A 23,630-nucleotide genomic window follows, 5' to 3' on the forward strand; every position below is an offset into this window, starting at 1 on the left:
CCATATCGAACTCCGTCTTTTCACGAATACGCTCCTTCTTCGAATGCCTTGCGTGTCTTAAGCCACAGACCCAGCGCAAGGAAAAGCGACAATGTGTAAAGGGCCGAAACCAATGGGAAGGCTGCCTTCAATCCCAGGGCCTGCGTTACGGCGACACCAGCAGCGATGCCGGCGATCGAGGCTACCTGCTGGCAGGTCTGGGCAAGACCGAGAATGGAGCCTTGCCGCTCACTTGGCGTCGCCGCCGAAATCAGGGCGAGCAACACAGGTGTGGTCCCACCGAGAAGCGCGCCCCAGATGAGATAGACGGCGGAGAACAGAACGATGGATGTCGTCAGGCCCGCTAAAGTGGAAACCAGGGCACAGCTTGCCGAAATGACGATCATCCAGCCGAGAACGACAGTCCTTGGGCTGCCTTTCAAGAGCCGCGCCCAAAGCGGTGCGCCGATCACGAATCCCAGGGCAAGCAGCCCGTAGCTGAGGCCCGCCATCCAGTGGCGAGCGCCAAAGACTTGCGTCATGTACAAGGCGAACGGCACCTGTAGCACCATGCGGCTGGCCAGCAGCAAACCGATTAGCCAAAGGAGCCCGGTGACCGAGGGATCCTTGGCGGGCATGGGTTTATGGGTTTGAGCGTGAGAGACACCGGGTGTTGCAGCCACGCTCGACGGCAATGGCAGCGTTGCCCAGGCAACGACCGCGCATAAGGCGCAGACACCCCCAGCCGTAAGATTGATGTCGGAGAAGGAGGCGGCGTCAAGAATAAGGCCGCCGAAGAAGGCTCCGCCGAGCGATCCGACATTGGTCGCGACCTGCAACCAGGCGAACAATCCGGCGCGGTTACGGCCACCGGTGACCTCCACGCCGTAAGCCTGCGCCGGCGCGATATAGCCTGCGAAGGCGCCCTGCAGGAATCGCAGAGCGAGGATCGTCCAGACATCCTGAGCGAAGGCGACGAATAACTGCGTGACGGCCAGTCCGGCAAGCGCGCGCACCATCATCAGCCGATTTCCGTAACGATCGCCCATCCGGCCCCAAAAGGCGCTGGTCAGCGAGATACCGATCATCGGGCAAATGTAGACGCCGATACTTGCAAAGGAAAAGACGCTCTCGGAAGAGCTGAGCGTCTCGATCTGGATCGGCCAGAAGGGGACCGCTCATCTCCATGGCTCCCATGGAGATGAACTGCAATGCGAAGAGAAGCAGGAAGACCGGTCCGAAACTGCGGATCGCAAGAGCGGCATGCTTCATTTCGCGGCCACCAACGGATTATCGAGCTGATGCTCGACGCGGTAGTCGCGATATCGTTCGAGATGCATCCGCAGGACCGAACGCGTCGGCCAAGGCTTTTCAAGAAAGGCTTGCCGCTCTTCTGTCCAGAACGCATCCGACAGCATGCGGGGCCTCAAGAGATCGAATGCGGCCTGCGTTTCCTCGCGCAGGATCTGCCACGGATCGTCAATGGTGCAATGCTCCGCGAGGCACAGGGCCATCTCGTGGAGATGGCAGACGAAGCAGGCATCGATCACGAAGGAGCGCACGAGGCTGATGTCATCATTGAACGTCGTCGGCAGGATGCCCTTGCGGCTGAAAGGCGCCAGCCGATAACCGCGTTCTTCGAAAAGCGGCGCAAAGCTGCGTCCATCCCCGAAGTCGCGGATGAGCAGCTTTTGAGGATTGCCCGACGTGTCAAAGAGTATCGTGCTGTTTTGCTGGTGTGCCTCGAAGGCAATACCGTAGAGAAGATACATAGCAAGTGTCGGTCGAATAACCGTGCGGGCATAGGCTCTGAAAAAGGCGGATGCCCTCTCTTTCTCCACAACCGAATTCCGGGCAATTAGTTCACAGACGAGCGGCCGCTGAACCAGCGGACTTTCGGCGAGAAGGGCGGCCACGGTCACAGGGATGAGGCCGTCCTTGCGGGCAAGTGCATTCACCTCGCGGTAGACGACCGACAGGAACCGGCCCGGATGCTCGTCGCCGGTTTCCGGATCATGCAGAATTGCGCCGAGCTCCTCCGTGAAAATCTCCAGCGAGCCCTTGAGCAGATCCTCATTCGCAAGGATGTCGCTGACCAAGGTGCTGAGGCGCGGCCCCATGTGGATCGACTTCGCCTGCAGCGTTCTCTGCTCGCTGGTCATCCAGATGGCAACCGGTAGCTTGATGAACGGCTGCGGCTCCACAGTATCCGGCAGCATCGTCCGGAAGGACATGGCGGGGATCGTGATGATATCCGGACCGTCCACATCGAGGATACCCGAGGCGATCTGTGACGCGAACTCACGGCGAACGAAGTTTTCCAGATGCCATCCATGGATCGGCATGGGAAGCCAGTCGCTCACCTTCCTTCCCCGGCGCAGAAGACCGTCGCTCCACTGTTCCCACACATCCGGAAACGCGTTTGCGAACCATTCGGAATAGTCGGCGACATGGGACATCGCCTCGACATAGGCCCAATCCCTGCGCAAGGCGGCAATGCGCAGCGGAACGCGTGCACCGAACTCCGGTGAAAGAGCACTGATTTCCTCCGCCGACAGTCCGGGCTTGGCTTTCCAGGTGGGGTAGAAGGGATGACCCTCCAGCGAACCCCATTGATCGAGCGCCATCGCAACCAGATGCGTCGGCTGGCTTTTCTCGAGATGATCGATGAAGCCACCCGCGCCGCTGCCCGCTATCGCATGGCGAAGCTCGACGCTCCATTCCTCACGATAACCGCGCGCCAGCACGTCATTTTTCATGCTGTCTTCCACGTCCCGCAGAAGAACCTCGAAGCCGTCAGGCGCCGACGAGACATCAAGGGCCGGCGCGATCTCCTTGAGAAGAGCCGCCGGATCGTCCAGTCTTCGGCGAACGCCGTTTTCCTCGATCACCTCGATGACGCCCCGATTGAGCAAGGTGTCCGCCGGCGCGTGCTGCAGGCGGGTAAAATGCAGCACCCGGCGCGACACCCAAAGCGGCAACCAGGCCTGGTCTCCGTTCTCAGCCCACAGCAGGGCCTTGGCATCGAGCAGTTTTTCGGCAAAGACGCAGCGAACCAGGCGCCGGATCGCGTTTTGCGAGGCGGCTTCCCAAAGTTGGCTTTCGACGGTTGGACTTTGTGTCTTTTCGGAAATGGTTTCGCTCATCAGGCAACTCCCGGCCAGTTGGTGGGAACATGGGTGTGCGAGGGCTGAGGCAATGCGCCATGATAGTCCCGCGCCCAGGAATAGGTTTTCGTGATCGCCGGGATCGGTACGCGCAGGCGCGAAGCCACCTCCACGAGAAGGGCGAGCCCGAAGGCGATATCCTCGTGAAAGGCCCTGCTGTCGCGGTCGATCAGGTAACCGGCGCCGTGAGGATTGGGTATCAGCGGCGCCAGGATTCCGGCATAGGCTCGATTGGTGCGCAACAGGGAATACATGGTGCGATCATCCTCGATCTGATCGCCATAAGCCTCGATGAGCTCCTGGCGCAGCGGCTTGACCGAGCTCAGATCGATGCCGAAACGCTCCTGCGCCGCGTTGCGGATTGCCTGATTTTCGGCGTCACAGGCTTCCAGCAACTCTGCCCCTTCACGCGGGCAATCGCTCCACCAGCATAGCGGCGTCTCGAACGGTTTGTCGTGCCATGGGGCTTCGGGGCCGAGGAGCCCGTACAAGACGGCGGGATGCATGAGAGCGTTACCCGGCGTCAAGGTGATTTCGAGATAATTGTCGAGCATGGTCACGGGCGCTTCGAAAAGCTGTCCGAGCATATGTTGCAGTCGGCTACGGTCGGCCGTGCTTTCGCGCGCATGCAGCGCGGCGAAAAGCTCGGCCTTTGCGCCGCCCATGCGAACCTGCCTGCCGGCAACCAGCTCGAATGCGGTATGGGGCACGTCTTTCATGCCCCAGATCACCACATTGTCCTGACCGGCAAACGCTTGCGCAGCCAGCCAGTCGAAGCCGCAGAAGCCGGGAATGGCACCGATATAGACCGGTTTGTCGCGCGGCAGATGCGGTGCGATCCTCGCCAGGAGATCGGAACGGAGATGGGCTGGCTGCGTAACCACCACGATATCCGCGTCCTCAAGCGCCCGGTCGGGATCGGTTCCGACATAATCGGGCCGCCCGGAAAGCACCTGGCCCTCCGGAGTAAGCGCCTGCCATATGTCGTTCCCGGCCGCCCATTGCTCGGCCACCGAAGTGGAGCTGGTCAGCACGGATACCACCGTCTCCGGCCGCTGTTTGAAGAGGACGGCATTCAGATGGCCGGTGCGACCGGCCCCGCAGATCGTTACTTTCATGCTGCCCGCGCCCTGTTCACCAACCAGCCGTCGAGTTGGTCGGCGATCGAAGGATCGAGAAGACCGCGCTTTTCCATCCACTCGTCGTCGAAGAAGGAGCTAAGATATTTCTCGCCTCCATCGGCTACGGTCGTTACCACGTTGCCGCTCAGTTTGCCGGCCACGATGAATTCCAGCGCCTTGTAGATGGCGCCGCCGGTCGAGCCGCCAACCAGGAGCCCCTTGCGTCGAGCAATATAGCGGGCCGTCTCGAAGGCCTGGGTGTCAGTGACCTGAACACCTTCGTCGATGCAGGAATAGTCCAGCACCTTGCCAACCTCGTCGCCGGCGGGTGTGCCCGTACCGGACTGGTAATAGGGATAGCCCGGTTTTCCGAAGACGATCGATCCGGCGGGCTCGACCGCGATGGTCTTGATGCGAGCATTATGCCGCTTGAGGCCTTGGGAAATACCGGTCATCGAGCCGCCGGTGCCCACGCAACCGACGAATGCGTCGATGCCTTCAGGCAGCTGGGTCAGGAGCTCCTCGACGAAACCGGCATAACCTTCTGGATTTGCCGGATTGTCGGACTGGTTCATGAACAGCGCGCCGGGAAGCTGGGCGCCGAGCTGCGAGGCGAGACGCTGGCGTTCGACCACGGCGACCTCATCCTCGCGGTAGGTGCCTTCGACATAACGAATCTCCGCCCCGAGCGCCCGCATCGTGCGGATCTTGTCCGGAGCGGCATGATGATCCACCACCGCGATGAAACGCATGTCGAATTCAAGGGCGGCAAGCGCAAGGCCGATACCGGTATTGCCGGAGGAGGATTCGACGATGGTACCGCCCGGCTTCAGGCGACCATCGTTCAGCGCGGCAACCACCATGCTGCGTGCCATCCGGTCCTTCATCGAGCCGCCCGGATTGTTCTTCTCGATCTTGAGGATCAGAGTCGCGTTCCGACCGGGCAGATCTATCGACATCAACGGCGTCTGGCCGATAAACTGGGTTATCGTCGTGTAAGTCATAGGTACATCTCCAAATCGTCGGTGGTGAGAAAAGGCATGCCGTCCGCACCGTGATGCACACGGAAGCGCTTCGGCATCGGATGGCGATGAAATTCGTTTTCGAGCAGATCCATCTGGTATCCGGCTGTGTTGGCATAGACCAGAAGATCACCGGCGCGGGGCATGGCGGGGAAATCCAGCCAGCGGTTGGTCAGTACGTCCTCGTCAAGGCAGCTATGGCCTGCGAGATAGGCCTTGCATGGCTTTTCGGCAGGCGTGTACGCGGCAGCGGGAATGATGATCGGATCGATCAGGAACTCCGATGCGAACCAGGTCTCGCAGGCACTGAAGCTGCTGCCTTCCACGAAGACGACGGCCGTGTCCGGCCCCAGCGTCTTGACGCGGGTGATCCTGAAGACGGAGACGGCGGCCTGGTCGGCCAAGGCGCGGCCGGGTTCCAGCGCCAGCGTGAGGTTCTCGTCCCTGAAATAGTCGGCGATGCTCCGGCCGTCGTCGAGTGCCGCGGCAAGCAGGCAGCCCAGCCAGTCGGCGGCCGAAACCTCGCCGCCATACGGATAGAAGGAAGACGGCTGCTTATGGTTGCGATAGTCCGCCGCGCTCTGGCGCTCGATGTGAGCTTGATAGCCACGCGCATCGACATAGCGTATCGGCAGTCCGCCGCCGATATCGATCATTCTGGGAGTGAGGCCAATCGCGCGCGCCTCGCTGATCAACCAGGAGGCTTCGCGGATTGCGGCGGCCCGCGTTTCCCAGCCATAGCCGGAGAGATGGAAATGCAGACCGTCGAAGCGAAACCGCTTATCGGCGGCAATGACTGACAGGCAAAGCAGCACCTCATCGGCGTCCATGCCGAAGCGGCTACCGGCCTGACTGCCGGGGCGCAGGCGCAGCAGCACTGGCTGCGGCTCTCCATCCTCCGGCAGGCGGGCAGAGAGGTCATCCAGTTCTTCCGGCGAATCGACCGAGATCAGCGCCTTGCAGGCAATCAGCGCATCGTGAAATGCCCGCGTTTTCGCAGGGCCGGTTGCGACAATGCGGTCTCCCGCAGCACCCAGCGCCAGCGTGTCCCGCAGTTCATAGAGGCTGGAGACGTCGACGCCGATACCGGCATTGAGCGCAGCATGCATCAAACCCGGCGACTTGTTGACCTTCGCGCCATAATAGAGCGCGTGATTTACTCCATGTTGCGCGAGCACGTCGGTCAGCGCACGCGCATTTTCGCCCAATGCCTCGGGGCTTACCAAATGAAATGGGGAGCCATGTTTCTCCACCCACTCGATCAGCAACGTGCCATTGTGGCTGATAAGATCAGCTGTTCGGGGGCGCAGAATGGGAGAGAGACCAGCATCAGATCCTTGCCGATATAGCGTCATAGCGATGCTCCTGCACCGGCCGTCGCAAATGAGGCGTGCGTTGTAGGCCAATCCGGCCGCAGGCGCTCAAGCGGCACCATGCACGACGGCAGAGGCGCATCGACAATATGCCGTGTCGTTTTGAACGGAAATTTGCCGCCGCTTCTGGCCATGGCAAAAATCTTTTCGGGCGTGATAGTTTCGCCGCTCCGCCAGCCTTCCACCCGGACAAGATCGTAGCTCAGCATAAAGACTGGGACAGCGGTCAGCTGCAGTCGCCGTGCAACGCATAGGCGATGGTGACCGTCCATAACGAGAAGCTCGTCCTTTTCCACCATGATCGGCACCGTCCAGTAGCCGGTTTGGAGGATCTGAGCTTCAAGGATTTCGACGCGATCTGGATCAACCTCCTCGGTCGGGATCAACTGATCGGGGCATAAGAAATGGTATTTCATCGATCCGCCTTCTTGGTCAGTGGCTGTTGACGGGCGCGATAAAGGTGAGAAATTTTGTCAAGTTTGTGGCGGAGAGTATTTTTCTTTTTGGCTACTATAAATTGTAGTAATGCAGGAAATATCTTCCGTTCTCACCAGGCTTGAGCGCTACGAGACCCATTGAAACGTTTGAAAAATGGTAGCCAAACCCAACCAACGGCCGCATTCAAGGTAATGAATGGTAGTTCCAGGAAACACGCTGACTTTCAATCTAGCGAACAGGGACGCACGAAATAAACATGACTATTAATATCATGTTTATAGTCATGTATTGTAACTATCCACCATCTAAAATTGCATAGATATCATTAGCGACCGTCATCGAAGAACCTCTGGCACGCCCAACTGAGGCGATCGAATTTTTCGAGGGAAGCATAAATTCCAGCCAGAGGAGAATTAATCTGTTGATTTCCGCCAGGAGCTGACCCGGTTCCGGAAGTCCGGGTCAAAGCGGCGTTGAAACACTGCAGAATGTTTCGAGGCTCCGTAAGGTTAGCCTGTTGGCGATCGGTCTGTGCAATCTTGCAGCACGATCCAAGTTGCTCGTGATCGCCTTTATCGCCGCCACCGGTTTCCAGCTGAAGTGATCGCGCACGCGGTAACTCTGTTGGCAGCTAAATCACCTGATTTGCAAATGACGCGACGCGCCATAGGTCGGCCTTGGAAACCCAAGCATCCTGGGGTCCTGGCTATTTAAATCAGGTCACTCCCCTCTACTACTTCGAGCCCAAAAGACGAGCGGGCCTCCAGGCAGGCTGCGTCTCCTGGAACGCAAGCGCGACAAACATCTGGCCGAAGATCATAAACCAGGCATGATGTGTTCGAACCGACGCGGCCGGACAAAGCTGAACAGCGCGCGCCGTGACACCGCATTCCTCCTTGATCTTCCGAGACGAAATGCGCCGGTAAAGCGTCGAGCTCAGCTTCCGTCTCTGTGGAAAATCTTGGCCAACTGGGCGAAAATGAGCAGCAAGCGCCGCAGGCTTCACAGTCAAGGTCAACAGCAAGGATCATAGTGCGTTCTATCGCAGCGATCCGGGAATGCCAGGCTTTTTATATCCTAGTCGGCATCAGATCGTGCCTGCGAGACTTCTTGGCCTTGAAAGGGTCTGAACTGCCGGCCCTGTCGTTCGACAAGCGTAAGCTGGCGCGGAACGGTGACCCCGTTGAAAACCCCCATACGATTTAAAATTGATAGCAAAATTAGGTCATCTATGGAGTTGACCTTGCCCTGGAGTTCTATCCAGTTTTGAGTTCGTCCCAGCCATCTACGATGGTACCCCTGATTTGGGCCAGCGGGAGCTGGAATTTTCCGGAGGTAAGCTCAATTCGGCAATGGATCGGGTGAGCCGTTCATCAGGGAAATTAGCACTTTGTTGCCGGCCGGAATTCATTATAGTCCCTGCACCAGCCCTCAATTTCCCCGCGTGCGTCGTCAAGTCTCCTGAACCCGTGGGCATCTGGGCACCCTGCCCGGAACTTGCCATTGAAGAATTCGATGAAGGCCTTGTCGGTGGGTTTGCCACGTCGGGAGACTTCGAGGACAACATCCTTCTGGCCGCCCATAGATCGGATGACCGCGCTGCCATTGCCGCCGAACACCTACAAGCCAGAAGGCAAGGTGGATCACTATTCCGTTTTCGACCAACTCCTCGGATCCAGGCCGAGTGTCGGATAAAGCGCGTCTACCGCGACGATGTCACTGTTGAGTTCGGCGATCATCCAGTCGCGAACCTGCGTGACGATGGCGCGGGCCGGCTTGTCCCGCAGACGGACGAGATGGCACTGGCGGCCGGTCGTCATCAGATGTTCGCGCGCCGGCACCAGTGCCTTGGTTCGCAGCCAATGCGCAACGACGTTCAGCCAGCCGAGTGCAACGCCCTGCCCGAGAAGCGCTGCCTGCACCACGATGGCGTAGTCGGAAAAGATCATCGAGTTGATCGCATCGCCCTCGTTCGCCGGAGAAAACAGGCTCGACCAGTTCGGCTGGGCATCGCTGAGATTGATGGTGATGTCGGGGCTTCGTTTCATATCGTTACCGTCAGGCCCGTGGCTCTCCCGATAGGCTGGGCTGCAGATCGGGACCAGAATTTCCGGCATGACGAAGACCGCCTCGTGCCGCTCATCCGAGCCGTTGACGAAGCGCATGCCGAGATCCACGTCGTTGACCGGGCCTGCGAGCGCGCCCATCACGAGCTGGAAACGCAGGTCGACGGTCGGAAACTGCTTCTTGAATTCCGCCATGCGCGGCATCATCCAATGGGTGATGAAACCGGTCGAGACCGACAAGGAGACTGTCTGAATGCCGATGCGGCGATCCTCGATTTCGCGCAGCGCGTTCTCGATTCCCGAAAAACCGCGCGCAATCGCATCGAAGAGGATCCGGCCGGGTTCGGTCAGGCCGACACCTCCCGGCTGGCGGCTAAACAGCGCCGTATCGAGATGCTCCTCCAGACGCGCGATCATCCGGCTGACGGCCGCCGGTGTGACGTTGAGCTCGTTCGCTGCCTTGGAGAAGTTGCCGCAGCGCGCCGCAGCCTCGAAAGTAAAGAGGCCATTCATGGACGGCAGGGACCGGCGCAATTTATTCATTACATAATGTAACACCTTTCTGAACTTTTTTTCAATTGCGGACAGCTCGGTTCTTTGGTCTGTTACCAATCAAGGAAGGCAAAAGACCTTCAAGGAAAATCGGGGAACAGGATATGCAAACCCGCCGGGCGGACAGCGTTCCGGCATGGGCCACATATCCAGGTTTCTACTCAACAATGAATGCAGCGCATGTCGATCCGGCATCGCCGTGTACAAATTTTGCAGTGGAATCAAATGATTGATCTAAAGAGCGCTGAGCGTTTGGGCGTTTCCATTCGCGCTGCAAACAAGAGCTACGGAGAATTCCGGGCGCTGGACAATGTCAGCCTGGAAGTGGCTGCGGGCGAATTCGTCTCGATCCTCGGGCCTTCCGGATCGGGAAAGACGACCTTTCTGGGAATTCTGGGCGGCTTTGTGCAGCCCACGTCCGGATCCATCTGGCTCGGCGAACGGGATATTACATTCGAGCCTCCGCACAAACGCAATATCGGCATCGTCTTCCAGAACTACGCGCTTTTTCCGCATATGAGCGTCGCCGAGAACATCACATTTCCCCTCAGGGCACGCCGCCTACCGAAATCGGAGTGGCCAAGCAAGCTGCGGGAAGCGCTCGATATGGTCGAACTGACCGGATACGGAGAACGGCGCGTTCATGAACTTTCCGGCGGCCAGCGCCAGCGTGTCGCACTCGCTCGCGCCATGATTTTCGAGCCGGGACTGATCCTGATGGACGAGCCGCTGTCCGCGCTCGACAAGCAATTGCGCGAATCCATGCAGATCGAACTCAAGCGCCTGCACAAGCGGCTGGGCGCAACTATCATCTATGTCACGCACGACCAGCGCGAGGCTCTGACGATGAGCGATCGCGTCGCCATCATGAACAAGGGCCGGTTCGTGCAGGTCGATACACCAGAGCAGCTTCATGACCATCCGGCGGATTCCTTCGTCGCCCGTTTTATCGGCGAGGCAACGCTGCTGCCGGTCAAGCGCGAAAGCAACGACACCGTAAGGCTGGGCGACACGGTCCTGCGCACGTCGCATCGCGTTCCAGAGAACGGCCACCTTCATCTTGCGGTCCATTCCGAAAAGCTCGTCGTCGCAGATGGCAGCGAGCCGTCGGCATCGAACCGGCTGACGGGAACCGTGACCGACACGCTTTATCAGGGCGAGAGCATCCGGGTTTTCCTGACGCTGTCATCCGGTGGCGACCTCAGCCTCAGGCTCCCAAGCAATCATACGGGCCGCGCGCAACTCAAGAAGCCGGGCGACCCGATCGTCGTGGCACTGCATCCCGAAGACACGATCATTGTGCCGGAAGCGTCCTGAAATCTCGCGTTCATTCATTCTTACAGTCAACAAGGAAAGAAGACTATGAAACTCACCGAATTCAAGGTCATGACCTTTGATGTCGTCGGCACTTTGATCGATTTCGAAATGGGCGTCCTGAATGCCGTTCGGGCGCTTGGCGGGGAGAAAGCGGCCGCCGCTTCCGATGACCAGATCTTTGAGCCCTACAAGCGCGGCCGGGACAAATTTTACGGCCGCTCCTCCTTTGCCATGAAGGACGTCTATCTTTCCCTGGCGACGGAATGCGGCTTTGTGAAAGACGCCGCGACCGCGGAAGCCTTTCAGCTGGCGGTCCTGCGCTGGCCGGCCTTCTCGGACTCGGTTGAGGCGCTCGCACGCCTGCGCAAGAATTTCCGGCTGGTGGCGATGACGAATGCAGACCGCACGGCCTTCTCGGCCTATTCGGACACGCTCGGCAATCCCTTCCACGACAGCGTCACTTGCGACGAAACCGGATGCGCCAAGCCCAATCCGCAGTTCTTCGCCTTCAACAAGGGCCGTCAATCCGCTTCCGGCTTCAAGCAGTCGGAAATCCTGCACGTCGCCCAGAGCCAGCACCACGATATCGGCGTGGCCAAGGAACTCGGCTACACGACATGCTGGATCGAGCGGCGTCAGGGTCTGAAGGGGTTTGGCGGCACGCCGGAACCCAAGATACTGACGAAGCCGGACTTCCATTTCTCCTCGCTGAAACAGCTTGCCGACGCCGTTGACGCCGAGCTTGCCGCCGGCGTTCAGACCGCAAGCGCGGCCTGAGGATAGACGATGACCGCCGCCCACCCTCCCTTCCCCGATATCAGCTCCCTCTGGCAGGAGACAGCCGTGGACCGTCCGGTCTTCGGCACACTGTCGGGCGATCATCGCTATGACGTGGCCATCATCGGCGGCGGTTATACGGGCCTGAGCACGGCCCGTTATCTCGCCCGCCGAGGCCTGTCATCGGTGGTGCTGGAAGCAAACCGCATCGGCTGGGGCGCAAGCGGGCGCAATGGCGGCGTCGTCTCCGGAAAGTTCCGGCTCGCCTTTTCCGACATCGCCGGCCGGTTCGGCATCGAGACCGCCCGCCGCATGCACGATCTCGGCATCGAGGCCATCGAACATGTCGGCGAGCTGGTCGAGGATTACGGCATCACATCCGCCGGGTACAGGCCGACGGGCTCACTGCGTTGCGCCCACAATGCGGTCTCGCTTGAAGCCCTCAAGACGGAAGTGGACTGGTTGAAGCAAGCGCTCGGCGACAACGCCTGCTCCATCCTTTCACCGGGGGACATGGAACGGGAAACCGGCTCGCGGGATTTCACCGGCGGCATGCTCAACACCCATGGCGGCGTTATTCATCCGCTCAATTTCGTGTTCGGCATCGCCGCCGGGCTCAAAGCCGCCGGTATCGATATCTTTGAGAGTGCTCCGGTCACCGGCCTCAGGCGCGAGGGCTCTGGCGTGCGTCTGGAAACGCCACACGGTATCATCACCGCCGGACAGGCCGTGATCGCCACCAATTCCTATTCCGACCTGACACGCGCGACGGCGGAAGTCCGCAAGGCGATCATCCCCTTCCGCTCAGCCATGATCGCCACGGAACCACTATCCGGTAAAGCTGGCGGCACTCTCTTGGCCAATGGCCGCAGCTATACCGAGACCCGGCGGATGATGCGCTGGTTTCGCAAGGCGGGTGACCGGCTGCTCTATGGCGGTCGCGGTGCCTTCGGCAAGACGGATTCGGAAAGCGCCTTCGCCGCGCTGCACAAAGCGATGGTGCGACAGTTCCCGGAACTTTCCGACGCCGCCGTTACCCACCGGTGGTCCGGTCTCGTCGCCATGACCATGGACAGCATTCCGCATGTGGGACGGCTGGACGAACGCGTCGTCTATGCGGTCGGTTACAACGGCACCGGCGTGGCGCTTGCCTCCTGTATGGGCAAACACGTCGCCGCGATCGTCGCCGGCGAGAGCCCGGACCTCGGGCTTCTGACTTCCGAACGGTTGAAACCCGTTCCCTTCTATCCCATCCGGGAACCCGCCGTCCGGCTCGTCGCCGGCTGGTACCAGTTCCTGGATGCAATCGGGCGATAAGACCCTGCATTTCACGCATCAAAAAAACGGGGTTTGAAACCCTGCCAAAAGAGGAGAACGGACATGATACTGAAATTTTCCACTCTCGTGCTTTCCGCATCAGCCATCGCCCTCTCAGCCGGCCTTGCTTCGGCTGAACAGATCACCTTCGTATCCCAGGGCGGCGCCTATCAGGACGCACAGACCAAGGCGATCCTCGACCCGGTCGCCAAATTGCTCGGGATCACCGTCAACCAGGATAGCGCGCCGGACGCCTGGCCGGTCATCAAGACCCAGACATCGACAGGCAAGCCGATCTGGGATGTTGTCGATACCCCAACACAGGATTGCGTCCGTGGCGGCCAACAGGGCATGATCGAGACCCTCGACTTCTCCAAGATCCCCAATGCCGAGAAAATGCCCGCGGAATACAAGAGCCCCTATTCCGTGGCCTATGAATTCTATTCGAGCGTGCTTGCCTACAACAAGGACAAGTTCGGAACAAACCCGCCAAAGAGCTGGGCGGATTTCTGGGACGTCAAGAAGTTCCCGGGCACACGCGCGCTGCGCAACCATCCGCTCGCCACGCTGGAAGCGGCCCTGCTCGCCGACGGCGTTCCAGCAGATAAGCTCTATCCGCTGGACGTCGACCGCGCCTTCAAGAAGCTCGAGGAAATCAAGCCTTACGTCACCGTCTGGTGGACCTCAGGCGCCCAGTCGGCGCAGCTGCTTGCCGACGGCGAGGTCGACATGGAAATGGCCTGGAATGGTCGCGTGACCGCCGTCGCCAAGGAAGGAGCCCCGATCAGCTACACATTCAACCAGGGCTTCCTGCAATACACATCGCTTTGCATTCTGAAAGGTGCGCCCAATCTCGACACCGCCGTGAAATTCGTTAACGCGGCGATGACGCCGGAGATCCAGGCGAACTTCCCGGCCTACATTGATTACGGCCCAGGCAATCCGGAAGCCTACAAGACCGGCAAGATTTCCCCGGAGCGCGCGGCTGAAATGCCAAGCTCACCGGAGAACGCCGCCAAGCAGGTGCTGGTGTCGGACAAGTGGTGGAGTTCGCCGGCTGGCGAGGAAGCGCAGAAGCGCTGGGCATCCTTCATCCAGAAGTAATCACCCGGCCCATGGAGGGTCATCTATGACCGTGTCGACAAGAAATCCTTCGGAGCGTCATGACCGGCGCGAGCAGAGGCTGATGCTGATGCTTCTTGCCCCGGCCCTGCTCGTGGTCGTGTCGCTGCTGATCGTGCCGCTGCTCTGGCTTGCCTGGCAGTCGATCTGGCAGGATGGCGGTTTCACGCTCGTCAACTACCAACGGTTCCTGACCGATTCCGTCTACTGGATGACCTTCCTCCAAACCTTCCGCATCGCGTTCGTGGTGACGCTCGCGACGCTTCTGCTCGGCTATCCCGTCGCCTATGTGGCGGCGGGCCTGCCGCAGCGATGGAGCGTGCTCATTCTCGCGATGGTCCTGCTGCCCTTCTGGACCAGCGTACTCGTGCGCGCTTATGCCTGGCTCATCCTGTTGCAGAGAACCGGCATCGTCAATTCCGCGCTGAAGAGTGCCGGGCTGATCGACAGTCCGCTGCCGCTCATCAACAACGAGTTCGGCACGGTGGTCGCAACCATTCACATCCTGCTGCCCTTCATGGTGCTGCCGCTCTATGCGACAATGAAGAAGATCCCGCCCGAGCTGACGATGGCAGGTGCCAGCCTCGGCGGATCGCCGGCGCATGTGTTTGCGCGGGTTTTCCTGCCCCTGTCCCTGCCCGGCATGATCGCCGGCATGGTTCTGGTCTTCGTGCTGACGCTCGGTTTCTACATCACCCCGGAACTTCTCGGCGGCGGCCGCACCTACATGGTCTCCATGCTCGTCTCCCGCAACATCGAGGTCTACAATGAATGGGGTGCGGCATCGTCGATCAGCGTGGTGCTGATGGCCTGCGTCTTCCTCGTCTTCCGGCTGGCAAGCCTGATCATCCCGTTTGAACGCATCATGGGAACGAGGTGACGCATGCATATGTCCAAAATCCTGCTTTATGCCGTCGTCGCCCTCATCCTCGCCTGGCTGATCATTCCGATCCTCATCATCGTGCCCATGTCGTTTTCCGGCGCCCGGTTCCTGTCGTTCCCGCCACCATCATGGTCCCTGCGCTGGTACGAGGCCTATCTGAGCAGTGCCGCATGGATGCAGGCAACCCGCGTCAGCCTTATCGTCTCGGTTTCGAGCGCCATCCTGGCGACGATTTTCGGCACGGCTGCCGCCTACGCGCTTGATATGACCTCGTCCCGGCTGGTGCGCAGCTTGCAGATGCTGCTGCTCCTGCCGCTGATCGTGCCGATCGTCATCACCGCCGTCGGCGTCTTTCTCGTCTATGCGCAGATCGGCCTGATCGCCACCATGACGGGGCTGATCCTTGCCAATGTCATGCTCGGCCTGCCCTATGTCATCACCTCGGTTCTGGTTGGACTCCGAAAATTCGACCATACGCAGGAGATGGTGTCGCGCAGCCTCGGCATGAACCGGTTGCGCACCTTCTTCGTCGTAACCCTGCCGCAGATCCGGCCCAGCGTGATTTCCGGCATGCTGTTCGCCTTCATTTCGGCGATGGACGAGACCGTCGTTTCGTTGTTCATTTCCGGCGGCCAATACCAGACGCTGACAAAGCGCATGTTCACTGCGTTGCGCGACGAGATCGATCCGACGATCGCATCGATCAGCTCGCTGCTGACGGCGATTTCCTTCATCCTGGTGATGCTGGTGGCGATTAATGCGCGCAACACGGATCGCCGCCAGGGGAAGACGGCATGATTGCCGATCACCTGATCCTCGGCGGCGGATCGGCCGGATGCGTTCTGGCGGCGCGGCTGTCGGAGGATCCGAAGCGGACGGTGATTCTTGTCGAAGCGGGACGCAACATTGCCGCCGGCGACATCCCCGATGACGTGCGCAGCCGTTATCCCGGCCGCGCCTATCTCGATACCAGCAACATATGGTCTTCGCTCACTGCGTTGATGGGCTCGTCCCGATCAAACAGCGCCCCCCGCTCATCCCGCCGCTACGAGCAGGCAAAGCTGCTCGGCGGCGGCTCCGCCATCAACGCGCTGATGGCCAATCGCGGCGCACCGTCCGACTATACCGAATGGGAGGAACTGGGGGCGACCGGCTGGGGATGGGAGAGCTGCCTGCCCTATTTCCGCAGAATAGAGGCTGACCGGGATTTCGGCGGCCCCCTGCATGGAGCGGACGGACCGCTTTCGATCCGGCGGGTTACGGACGAGAAGATATCGCCCTTCGTCGATCGCGTGATGAAAACGCTGGAGACACAAGGACACCCGATCCGTCCCGACCAGAATGGCCCCTGGGAGAACGGCACGTTCCGGGGCGCCGTCGCCGTCAGCGATGCCGGCGAACGTTTACCGACCTCGATTGCCTATCTCACACCCGACGTTCGCCGTCGTCCGAACCTCACGATCATCACCGACAGCACCGCGACGCGTATTCTCTTTGAGGGCACGCGGGCGATCGGCGCCACGCTCACAGGTACTCACCCCCAGACGATCAGAGCACACGAAGTCATCGTGGCTTCGGGCGCGATCCACTCCCCGGCGCTGTTGCTGCGCTCCGGCATCGGTCCCGGCGCGGATCTCGCAGCCCTGGGCATTCCCGTCATCTCATCACGCGCCGGCATCGGCCGCAATCTGATGGAACATCCGTCCATCGCGGTCGCCGCCTATCTGCCACCACGGATGCGGGTGCAAGACCGCACGGAGCATCACGAGCAATCGATCTGGCGTTTTTCCTCAGGCCTTCCCGATACGCCGCAGGGCGACATGCATGCCGCCATCCTGTCACGCTCCGGCTGGCATTCGGTCGGCCTGCGGATGGGCAGCCTGTTCTTCTGGGTCAACAAGTCCTACTCGCGCGGCATCCTGAAGCTTGGCTCCGCCGATCCGCTGGCCGAGCCCGAGGTCGATTTCCGGATGCTGACGGATGAACGTGACCTCGAACGACTGAAACTGGCATTGCGCATGGGCGCGCATGCACTGCTCGATCCGCATATGAACGGCTACCGGGACACGGTGTTTCCCTCCAGCTATTCCCCGCGCGTCGCCAAAGTCGCCGTTCCCGGCGCATGGAATGCGATCCAGCGCGGCGCATTATCGGCGATGCTCGACCTCGCGGGGCCTTTGCGCGCCGCCCTCATCCATTCCGCCGTCACCCTGGGCACCACCATGGACGGCCTGCTCAACGACGATGCGATGCTCACCGAATTCGTCCGCCGGCATGTCGGCGGCACCTGGCATCCCTCCGGCACCTGCCGCATGGGCGCGCCGGACAATCCGATGGCCGTGACTTCTCCGACAGGCCGGGTTTACGGCGTCGAGGGACTACGGGTCTGCGATGCCTCGCTGATGCCGTCGATCCCCTGCGCCAACACCAACATACCGACCATAATGATCGCCGAACGCATTGCTGATTTCATCCGCAACGGTCAATGAGCACGGTGTCAATGCCACTCAAGCCGGGTTGGCGAACTGTCCTGAGCAGCGTAGTCGCCACATCGAAGAACAAGTGGAAATGAGTGCGTTTTCATCCACCGGCCGAGAGTTACAATTCGTTGCCTTGAGGGGAAGCTGAACCGGCGCGCCGTAAATTCGGACTTCAGCCCAGACGTTAGCCCGCGCTCCTGTCGATGCGATCATCATCCTCTGCACGAATTTAGCCGGCTCATCGATTGCGCCGATGCTTTCAGTGGAACTTGGAATTCCCGTACTGGATTCTGTTCGTGTGGCAATCGAACATAGTCTGATTTGCCTGGCTGGTGGGCCACGGGCTGTTGAGCGTGACGTCTGATCTCAAGCGGCAGACTTTGCATCAGCAAGACTGCTCAAAGTCAGACGATGGTCTCGCCGCCGCCGACAAAGCGCAACGCTCGACAAAGTGACGCCGTCACGATCGTGGCATGATCCTCGTCCTCACCAAGCTCAAACCGCACGTTCACCTTCTTTCCGAAGGCAGCACCAACCTCACTCGAAATCTCGCGCGCATTGTCAATCATACGTCGGACCTCCCTAATCTCGTGATATTGGTCGCTGAAATTCTCCTTCGCCTGCCAAGGCGCGAACTCCTGCTCCCAGAGCCCGACGGCTGTATAGAGGCGGATTGGACGTGTGATTTGGCGCGCCGACGCCAGCGCCCGCGACAACCCAGCCCTGTCCCACCAAACCGAGGGACTGAAACTGATATAGCCATGGAACATGTCCGGGTGCTGCGCTAGCAGATCGAGTACGAAATACCCGGCGAGAGAATGACCGAGAAGGGTGCAACAATCCGGATCGGCATCGAGCCACGATGCGATATAGGACATCAGTTGGCCGCTGAGGAAGCGGATATAGGCTGCCTGGCCGCCACAACTATCCCTGGCCTTATCCGGGAATGCTCCCGCATCCGCCGGACCGCGGGTGAAATCCGCATGGCGGCGGTCAACATTGTATCCGCCGGTATTGGGGTAACCGATGCCGACCACGATCGAAGGAGCGATACCGGTCGCCTTGGGACGTCGCGAGACACGTCGCACGGTCTCCGCAACGGTTATAAAATCCGAATTGGCGTCGAGAACATAAATGACCGGAAATCCGGAAGCAGGCGGCGCGGTCTCCGGAACATAGACAAAGATCTCATAATCCAAACCCGTTTCCGATGAACGCAGCTCAAATCTCTGACAGCCCGGCATTGCCAGCGATTGCGGAACCGACATCCCCACAACGTCCTGCCGCGTTTTTCCCATAATTTTGTTAGGCATGAAGCGTCGCGCCTCCATCGACGTAAATATCAGCCATCGTAATATGCCCCGCCTTCTCCGATAGCAGGAAAAGGACCGAATTGGCGATATCGTCCGGGGTTGCAAGTTTGCGGAGCGGAATGCCGGTCTTGTAATTCTCCAGGGAGCCGGCGATCACCCGCTCGCCGCCGTTATCGTCAGTCCACATACCCGTCTGCATCGATGTCAGTGTCGAGCCAGGCGCAACGATGTTGCAGCGGATACCATGCTCTGCCAACTCCAGACCGAGGCAACGGGTGAACATGGTCGAGGCCGCCTTCGATGCGGCGTATGCCGCCATGTTCCGGCGCGGCACGCCGACTGCGTTGGAACTTACCGTGACGATGCTGCCTCGACGGCGCGGTACCATGTGCCGGGCGAGCGCGCGCGAAACGTGGAAGACGCCGGCCGTGTTGACGGCAAAGACGCGCGCCCATTCCACGTCGCTTGTTTCCAGAACCGGCGTCGTGGAGAGCACACCGGCGACATTAATCCCGTAGTCGATGCCATCGCATTGCGCCGCCATGTCGTCCATCAGCCGGTCCACATCTGCACTTTTCGTCACATCGAGCGGGCGGGCATAGAGATTGTCACAGGCAAGCTCCGTCAGTCCGTCCACCGAAACATCGGTGGCGACGACGTTTGCGCCTTCCTGCAGAAGCGCCTTGACCACCGCGAAGCCGATTCCACCGGCTGCACCCGTCAGGAACGCGGTCTTGCCTTTGAACTCGCTCACAATTTGCCTCCCTCTTTCTGCTGCATTTCGTGGTCCAGAAGTGCCGCCTTCAAGGCCGGCGCCACATGCGCCACTGCCTCGGCGCCCGTCATGTGAGCATGAGCAAAGGGGACATTTCGAACGTCAACCGAAGCGACATAAGGGTTCCAGCTGTCTGGCTGCAGGCCCGTTCCGTCATCTGCATGATCTTTGGCTGCCCGGAAGTGCAGGACCGGACCGTCGTAGCGACGATGGCGATGACCGCGTACGAAGCGGTTGTTGAGCGCGACCACGCGGGCCATCCCATCAAGTGCGGCCAATGGCAGCTTGCCGAGGGGGCTGCCGCTTTCGGCGAGAAACGCCGTAACAGCCTCTCGTGTCAGCGGCAGCTCCGGCAGCGCATCGGGATCGTGTCCGCCAATCGCCAGCAGTGCCTTGAGTTCGGCGCCCGGCCCTGGATCCGGCTCGTCGCGCCAGCAATCGCATGGATAGGCATCAAGCATGGCGACGACACCGACCTGTCGCCCTAGCTCCCCCAGATGCACGGCAATAGCTTGCGCGAGAATGCCGCCGACCGACCAGCCGACGAGATGGATTGGCTCCGGTCCTGCGATGAAAGCAATCCGCTCGGCATAGTCGAGCGCCATCTTGTCCAGGCTATGCGGCGCCTCGGCATCCGGGTCGAGCGCCAGAGCCTGGACGCCCCAGGCAGGGCGATCGGCGCCGAGCGCCCGCGCCAGTCCGTTGTAGCACCAGGAAAGCCCACCGGCCGGATGCAGCATGAAGACCGGCGATTTCCCCCGATCGGCGGAGTTAAGCTTGACGATTGGCTGCAGTCCCGCGCTTTCGGTCGCCGGCCCCTGATCCAGGTATTGAGCAAGCCTGCCGATGGTGGAATGCTCGAACAGGACACCGATGCCCGGCTCGTGGCCGGTGATTTCGCGCAGATGCAACATCAACTCCACCGCCAGAAGCGAGTGCCCGCCGAGATCGAAAAAGTCGTCATCGGCGAGGAAGGGGCCTTGTGCCCGCAAAACCCGCTCGAACAGCATCGCCGCCAGCTTTTCATTGTCCGTTTCGGGCGCCCGTCCGCGTCCGCCTGCAAAGACCGGCGCGGGCAGAAGTTTGCGGTCGAGTTTGCCGTTGGGGTTCACCGGCAAGACATCAAGCAGAATGATTGCAGAGGGCAGCATATAGTCCGGCACCAGGCGCCCGGCATGGGCGACAATATTCGCCTCGGCCCCTTCCGACCTCTTACCCTCCTCAAGGGTCGCATAGGCAACGATGCGCTTGTCGCCAGCCGGATCCTCGCGCAGGACGACCACCGCCTGCGTCACTGCCGGATAAGAGAGAATTGCCGTCTCGATCTCGCCGAGTTCGATGCGCAGGCCACGCAGTTTGATCTGATGGTCGGACCGCCCGAGATAGAGGATCGCGCCATCAGGACGAATGCGAGCGAGGTCGCCGGTGCTATACATGCGCTCCCCTGGATGGAAGGGATCGGCGATGAAGCGCTCCGCCGTCAGCGCCTTCTGGCCGAGATATTCGCGGGCCAGCTGAACGCCGGCGAGATAAAGATGCCCCTCGACGCCAACCGGCACCGGGCGCATGTGATCGTCGAGCACGTAGAGCCGCGTGTTCCAGACCGGAAAGCCGATCGGGATCGGGCGGGAAAGATCGCCGGCGCCGGCTGGCCAATAGCTGACATCGACTGCAGCTTCTGTCGGGCCGTAGAGATTGTGTAATTCAGCCGTCATCCGCTCGTGAAAGCGGTCGCGCAGATCGGCGGTCAGTTCCTCGCCACTGCAGAAGACCCGCTTCATCGAAAGGCCGAGTGAGCCGGGCTCGGCCAGAAAGGCCGATAGCATGGAGGGTACGAAATGCGCCGTCGTGATCCTCTCGTCGCGGATCATGCTCGCCATCGCCCTCGGGTCTTTGTGCGCATCGGGCGGCGCAACCACGAGGCGTCCGCCGGACAGAAAGGCGAGGAAAAACTCCCAGACCGAGACGTCGAAGGTCATCGGGGTTTTCTGGAGAATGACGTCATCAGGGCTGAAGCCGTAGTGTTGCCGCATCCATTCGAGGCGGTTGACGATCGCGGCGTGCTCAACCACCACGCCTTTGGGCTCACCGGTCGAGCCGGATGTGTAGATCACATAGGCGGCGCTATCGCCGGCGACCTCTGCGGGGGTTGTGCCGCGCGGCTTGTCCGGCCAGGCAAGGGGCGGGAAGGCCGGCACTGTACCCAGCGCTTCCGCGTCGTCGGCACCAAGAACGACAACCGGACGCGAAGAGCTGATAATTCTCTCCAGCCGTTCTTTCGGATGGTTGAGATCGAGCGGCATATAGGCAGCGCCTGCCCGCAGGGTCGCGATCAGCGCCACGACGAGTTCGATCGAGCGTGGCAATGTGACGGCAATGATCGCATCCCGCCTCGCCCCACGTTCCACAAGCGCTTCCGCCAATGCCGCCGTGCGGCGATCAAGTTCGGCATAGGTCAGGGATTGCCCGTCAAAGCGCAGCGCCTCCTTGCTCGCGAAAGAGACGAAACTGTCCTCCAGCAATTGCGATAGCGTCTTGTCCGTCACGGCATGCGCGGTGTCGTTCAGGCTTTCGATCAGCCAGCGGCGCTCGTCGTCCGTGACCGTGGCAACCTCGCGCAGCGGGCAGCCGGCAAGGGCCGCCTCGACGGCGGATCGAACGAAGGCTGCGAGCCGCTTGGCATGGGTCTCGGCCTCGCCGGTTTCATAGAGGGCGGGATTGGTATCAACCTCAAGACTGAGGCCCCGGGCAGTGGGGTCACCGCGGAAACTGAACGTGATGTCGTCCACCGGCCCGGTTCCCAGAATCTCAAGACGCGTTTTCAGCCCCGCCAGCCTGGGCGGCGCATCGAACGGCAAAACGTTGATAAGCGGGCCGTAGAGCCGCCGCTGTCCGCCGAGAAGACCAAGGTCGCGGCGCATCTGTTCGCCACGATAACGTCCGTGGCGACGATCGCGGGCGATGCGCCCAGAGGCCGTGACCAGCCAGTCGCCGAGCGCGGCGTCCTCGTCAACGACAAGCCGCAAGGGCAATATATTCATCAACATCGTCGGAACGCGCGCCGCTGACGAACCGAAACGGCCCATGAAGGGCACACCGACAACAACCTCATCGCGCCGAACGTGCCGGGCGACATAAGCACCGGCGAGCGCCGTCAGGATATCGGGCCAGGATAGCTTCAACGTTCGGGCAAGTTTCAGGAGGCTATCGCAGATATCCTGCGCAAGCTGGCATTCGACGTGGTTGTAAGATGTCGCGGTGCGGGCCAGCCCCAGCTTCATGCCGGTGACATCAGGCATATCCCGCAGGGCCTCGCGCCAATAGGCTGCGTCTTTGACTGCCCGCTCCGACCCCCGATATTCGCCTTCTACACTGACGGCAAGGTCGATGTCGGCAAGTGGCCCGCCGCGCGGTTCACCGGCAACGGAAGCATTATAGATCTCTGCGATGCGATGCGTCACAAGCCCGGTCGCAAAGCCGTCGGTTACGACGTGATGCATGCGCTGATACCAGACGAAATGATCGCCATCGAGCCGGTAAAGCACCTGCCGTGCGAGCGGTCCCTTGGCCATGTCGATTGGGGTGCGCATGTCGGCCAGCATGGCAGCGAAGGCGACAGCTTTGGGATCGGCGTGATCCGACAGATCTTCCAGCTGGAGCAGCGGGCGATTGTCTTCCTCCACCCGCTGCATGTCCTTGCCGACAATGCGGACGGATAGGCTATCCGCCTCCATCGCGACGCGACGCACCGCGTCCTCGAACGCCGGGACATCAAGCCCCCCATCGATTTCGACATAGTGTCCGGTGTTGAAGACGGGATTGGCGGGATCGATGCCCTGCGCGAACCAGATACCGGCCTGCGCCTGTGTCAGGGGGAGGGAGCCGGCCGGCCGGCTAACCGCGGCCTTCGCGACATGTGCCGTCATGG

At 60.6% G+C, this 23,630-nt stretch carries 17 protein-coding genes and 3 pseudogenes; 8 read left to right on the top strand and 12 right to left on the bottom strand.

All coding sequences use genetic code 11. The features are described 5' to 3' along the window. Positions 1-20 precede the first annotated feature (20 nt). The 6 genes and pseudogenes from HB780_RS12700 to HB780_RS12725 form a co-directional block, all read right to left on the bottom strand. Positions 21-1,251: pseudogene (locus HB780_RS12700) on the bottom strand (MFS transporter). Continuing rightward, positions 1,248-3,125: an IucA/IucC family protein gene (locus HB780_RS12705; RefSeq protein WP_183688220.1), complete on the bottom strand. Its 1,878-nt coding sequence runs from the start codon at positions 3,123-3,125 to the stop codon at positions 1,248-1,250. Before HB780_RS12705 ends, HB780_RS12700 begins: the two are co-directional and overlap by 4 nt. After that, complete coding sequence (locus HB780_RS12710; protein WP_183688222.1) at positions 3,125-4,264, bottom strand: NAD/NADP octopine/nopaline dehydrogenase family protein; 1,140 nt, start codon at positions 4,262-4,264, stop codon at positions 3,125-3,127. Before HB780_RS12710 ends, HB780_RS12705 begins: the two co-directional genes overlap by 1 nt. Further along, positions 4,261-5,271 carry a PLP-dependent cysteine synthase family protein gene (locus HB780_RS12715; RefSeq protein ID WP_183688224.1) on the bottom strand — a complete coding sequence of 337 codons (1,011 nt, stop codon included), beginning with the start codon at positions 5,269-5,271 and terminating at the stop codon, positions 4,261-4,263. The genes HB780_RS12710 and HB780_RS12715 overlap by 4 nt, the downstream gene beginning before the upstream one ends. Then, a complete protein-coding gene (locus tag HB780_RS12720; protein WP_183688226.1) occupies positions 5,268-6,644 on the bottom strand; it encodes a Y4yA family PLP-dependent enzyme in 1,377 nt (458 codons plus the stop codon). Before HB780_RS12720 ends, HB780_RS12715 begins: the two co-directional genes overlap by 4 nt. Next, a complete protein-coding gene (locus HB780_RS12725; RefSeq protein WP_183688228.1) occupies positions 6,641-7,078 on the bottom strand; it encodes a ParB N-terminal domain-containing protein in 438 nt (145 codons plus the stop codon). Before HB780_RS12725 ends, HB780_RS12720 begins: the two co-directional genes overlap by 4 nt. 571 nt (positions 7,079-7,649) lie before the next feature. Between HB780_RS12725 and HB780_RS33495 the strand changes: the two are divergent. Next, positions 7,650-7,724, top strand: a pseudogene (locus HB780_RS33495) (IS6 family transposase); the annotation flags it as partial. An 86-nt stretch (positions 7,725-7,810) separates the two neighbouring features. Here HB780_RS33495 and HB780_RS12730 read toward each other — a convergent pair. From HB780_RS12730 to HB780_RS12740, 3 genes and pseudogenes are all read right to left on the bottom strand, one after another. Continuing rightward, a complete protein-coding gene (locus tag HB780_RS12730; RefSeq protein WP_183688229.1) occupies positions 7,811-8,131 on the bottom strand; it encodes a YkgJ family cysteine cluster protein in 321 nt (106 codons plus the stop codon). A gap of 366 nt (positions 8,132-8,497) precedes the next feature. Next, a pseudogene (locus tag HB780_RS12735) lies at positions 8,498-8,700 on the bottom strand (integrase core domain-containing protein); the annotation flags it as partial. Between the two features lie 46 nt (positions 8,701-8,746). Then, positions 8,747-9,709: a LysR family transcriptional regulator gene (locus HB780_RS12740; RefSeq protein ID WP_183688233.1), complete on the bottom strand. Its 963-nt coding sequence runs from the start codon at positions 9,707-9,709 to the stop codon at positions 8,747-8,749. A 234-nt stretch (positions 9,710-9,943) separates the two neighbouring features. Here HB780_RS12740 and HB780_RS12745 point away from each other — a divergent pair, with 234 nt between their 5' ends. The 7 genes from HB780_RS12745 to HB780_RS12775 all read left to right on the top strand — a co-directional run bounded on the left by HB780_RS12745 (position 9,944) and on the right by HB780_RS12775 (position 17,623). Next, positions 9,944-11,035 carry an ABC transporter ATP-binding protein gene (locus HB780_RS12745; RefSeq protein WP_183688235.1) on the top strand — a complete coding sequence of 364 codons (1,092 nt, stop codon included), beginning with the start codon at positions 9,944-9,946 and terminating at the stop codon, positions 11,033-11,035. Positions 11,036-11,080: 45 nt separating this feature from the next. Beyond that, the gene (locus HB780_RS12750) at positions 11,081-11,812 is read left to right on the top strand and encodes an HAD-IA family hydrolase (protein WP_183688237.1); all 732 of its coding nucleotides are present in this window, start codon (positions 11,081-11,083) and stop codon (positions 11,810-11,812) included. Positions 11,813-11,821: 9 nt separating this feature from the next. After that, positions 11,822-13,129: an NAD(P)/FAD-dependent oxidoreductase gene (locus HB780_RS12755; protein ID WP_183688239.1), complete on the top strand. Its 1,308-nt coding sequence runs from the start codon at positions 11,822-11,824 to the stop codon at positions 13,127-13,129. A gap of 63 nt (positions 13,130-13,192) precedes the next feature. After that, the gene (locus HB780_RS12760) at positions 13,193-14,233 is read left to right on the top strand and encodes an ABC transporter substrate-binding protein (protein ID WP_183688241.1); all 1,041 of its coding nucleotides are present in this window, start codon (positions 13,193-13,195) and stop codon (positions 14,231-14,233) included. Between the two features lie 25 nt (positions 14,234-14,258). Next, a complete protein-coding gene (locus HB780_RS12765) occupies positions 14,259-15,131 on the top strand; it encodes an ABC transporter permease (protein ID WP_183688243.1) in 873 nt (290 codons plus the stop codon). A gap of 3 nt (positions 15,132-15,134) precedes the next feature. Next, positions 15,135-15,932, top strand: coding sequence for an ABC transporter permease (locus HB780_RS12770; RefSeq protein WP_183688245.1), 798 nt, complete (start codon positions 15,135-15,137; stop codon positions 15,930-15,932). Further along, positions 15,929-17,623 (top strand): GMC family oxidoreductase, encoded by a 1,695-nt coding sequence (locus HB780_RS12775; protein WP_183688247.1) that lies wholly within the window; start codon positions 15,929-15,931, stop codon positions 17,621-17,623. The genes HB780_RS12770 and HB780_RS12775 overlap by 4 nt, the downstream gene beginning before the upstream one ends. A 395-nt stretch (positions 17,624-18,018) precedes the next feature. On the opposite strand, the gene HB780_RS12780 is transcribed toward HB780_RS12775, so the two are convergent. From HB780_RS12780 to HB780_RS12790, 3 genes are all read right to left on the bottom strand, one after another. Continuing rightward, on the bottom strand, positions 18,019-18,813 hold the full coding sequence (locus tag HB780_RS12780) for an alpha/beta hydrolase (RefSeq protein WP_286202937.1): 795 nt from the start codon (positions 18,811-18,813) through the stop codon (positions 18,019-18,021). A gap of 106 nt (positions 18,814-18,919) precedes the next feature. Then, positions 18,920-19,681, bottom strand: coding sequence for a 2,3-dihydro-2,3-dihydroxybenzoate dehydrogenase (locus tag HB780_RS12785; protein ID WP_286202938.1), 762 nt, complete (start codon positions 19,679-19,681; stop codon positions 18,920-18,922). Next, complete coding sequence (locus HB780_RS12790) at positions 19,678-23,628, bottom strand: amino acid adenylation domain-containing protein (RefSeq protein ID WP_286202939.1); 3,951 nt, start codon at positions 23,626-23,628, stop codon at positions 19,678-19,680. Before HB780_RS12790 ends, HB780_RS12785 begins: the two co-directional genes overlap by 4 nt. Positions 23,629-23,630: the final 2 nt, after the last annotated feature.

This window comes from Rhizobium lusitanum, assembly GCF_014189535.1.
Classification (GTDB): domain Bacteria; phylum Pseudomonadota; class Alphaproteobacteria; order Rhizobiales; family Rhizobiaceae; genus Rhizobium; species Rhizobium lusitanum_C.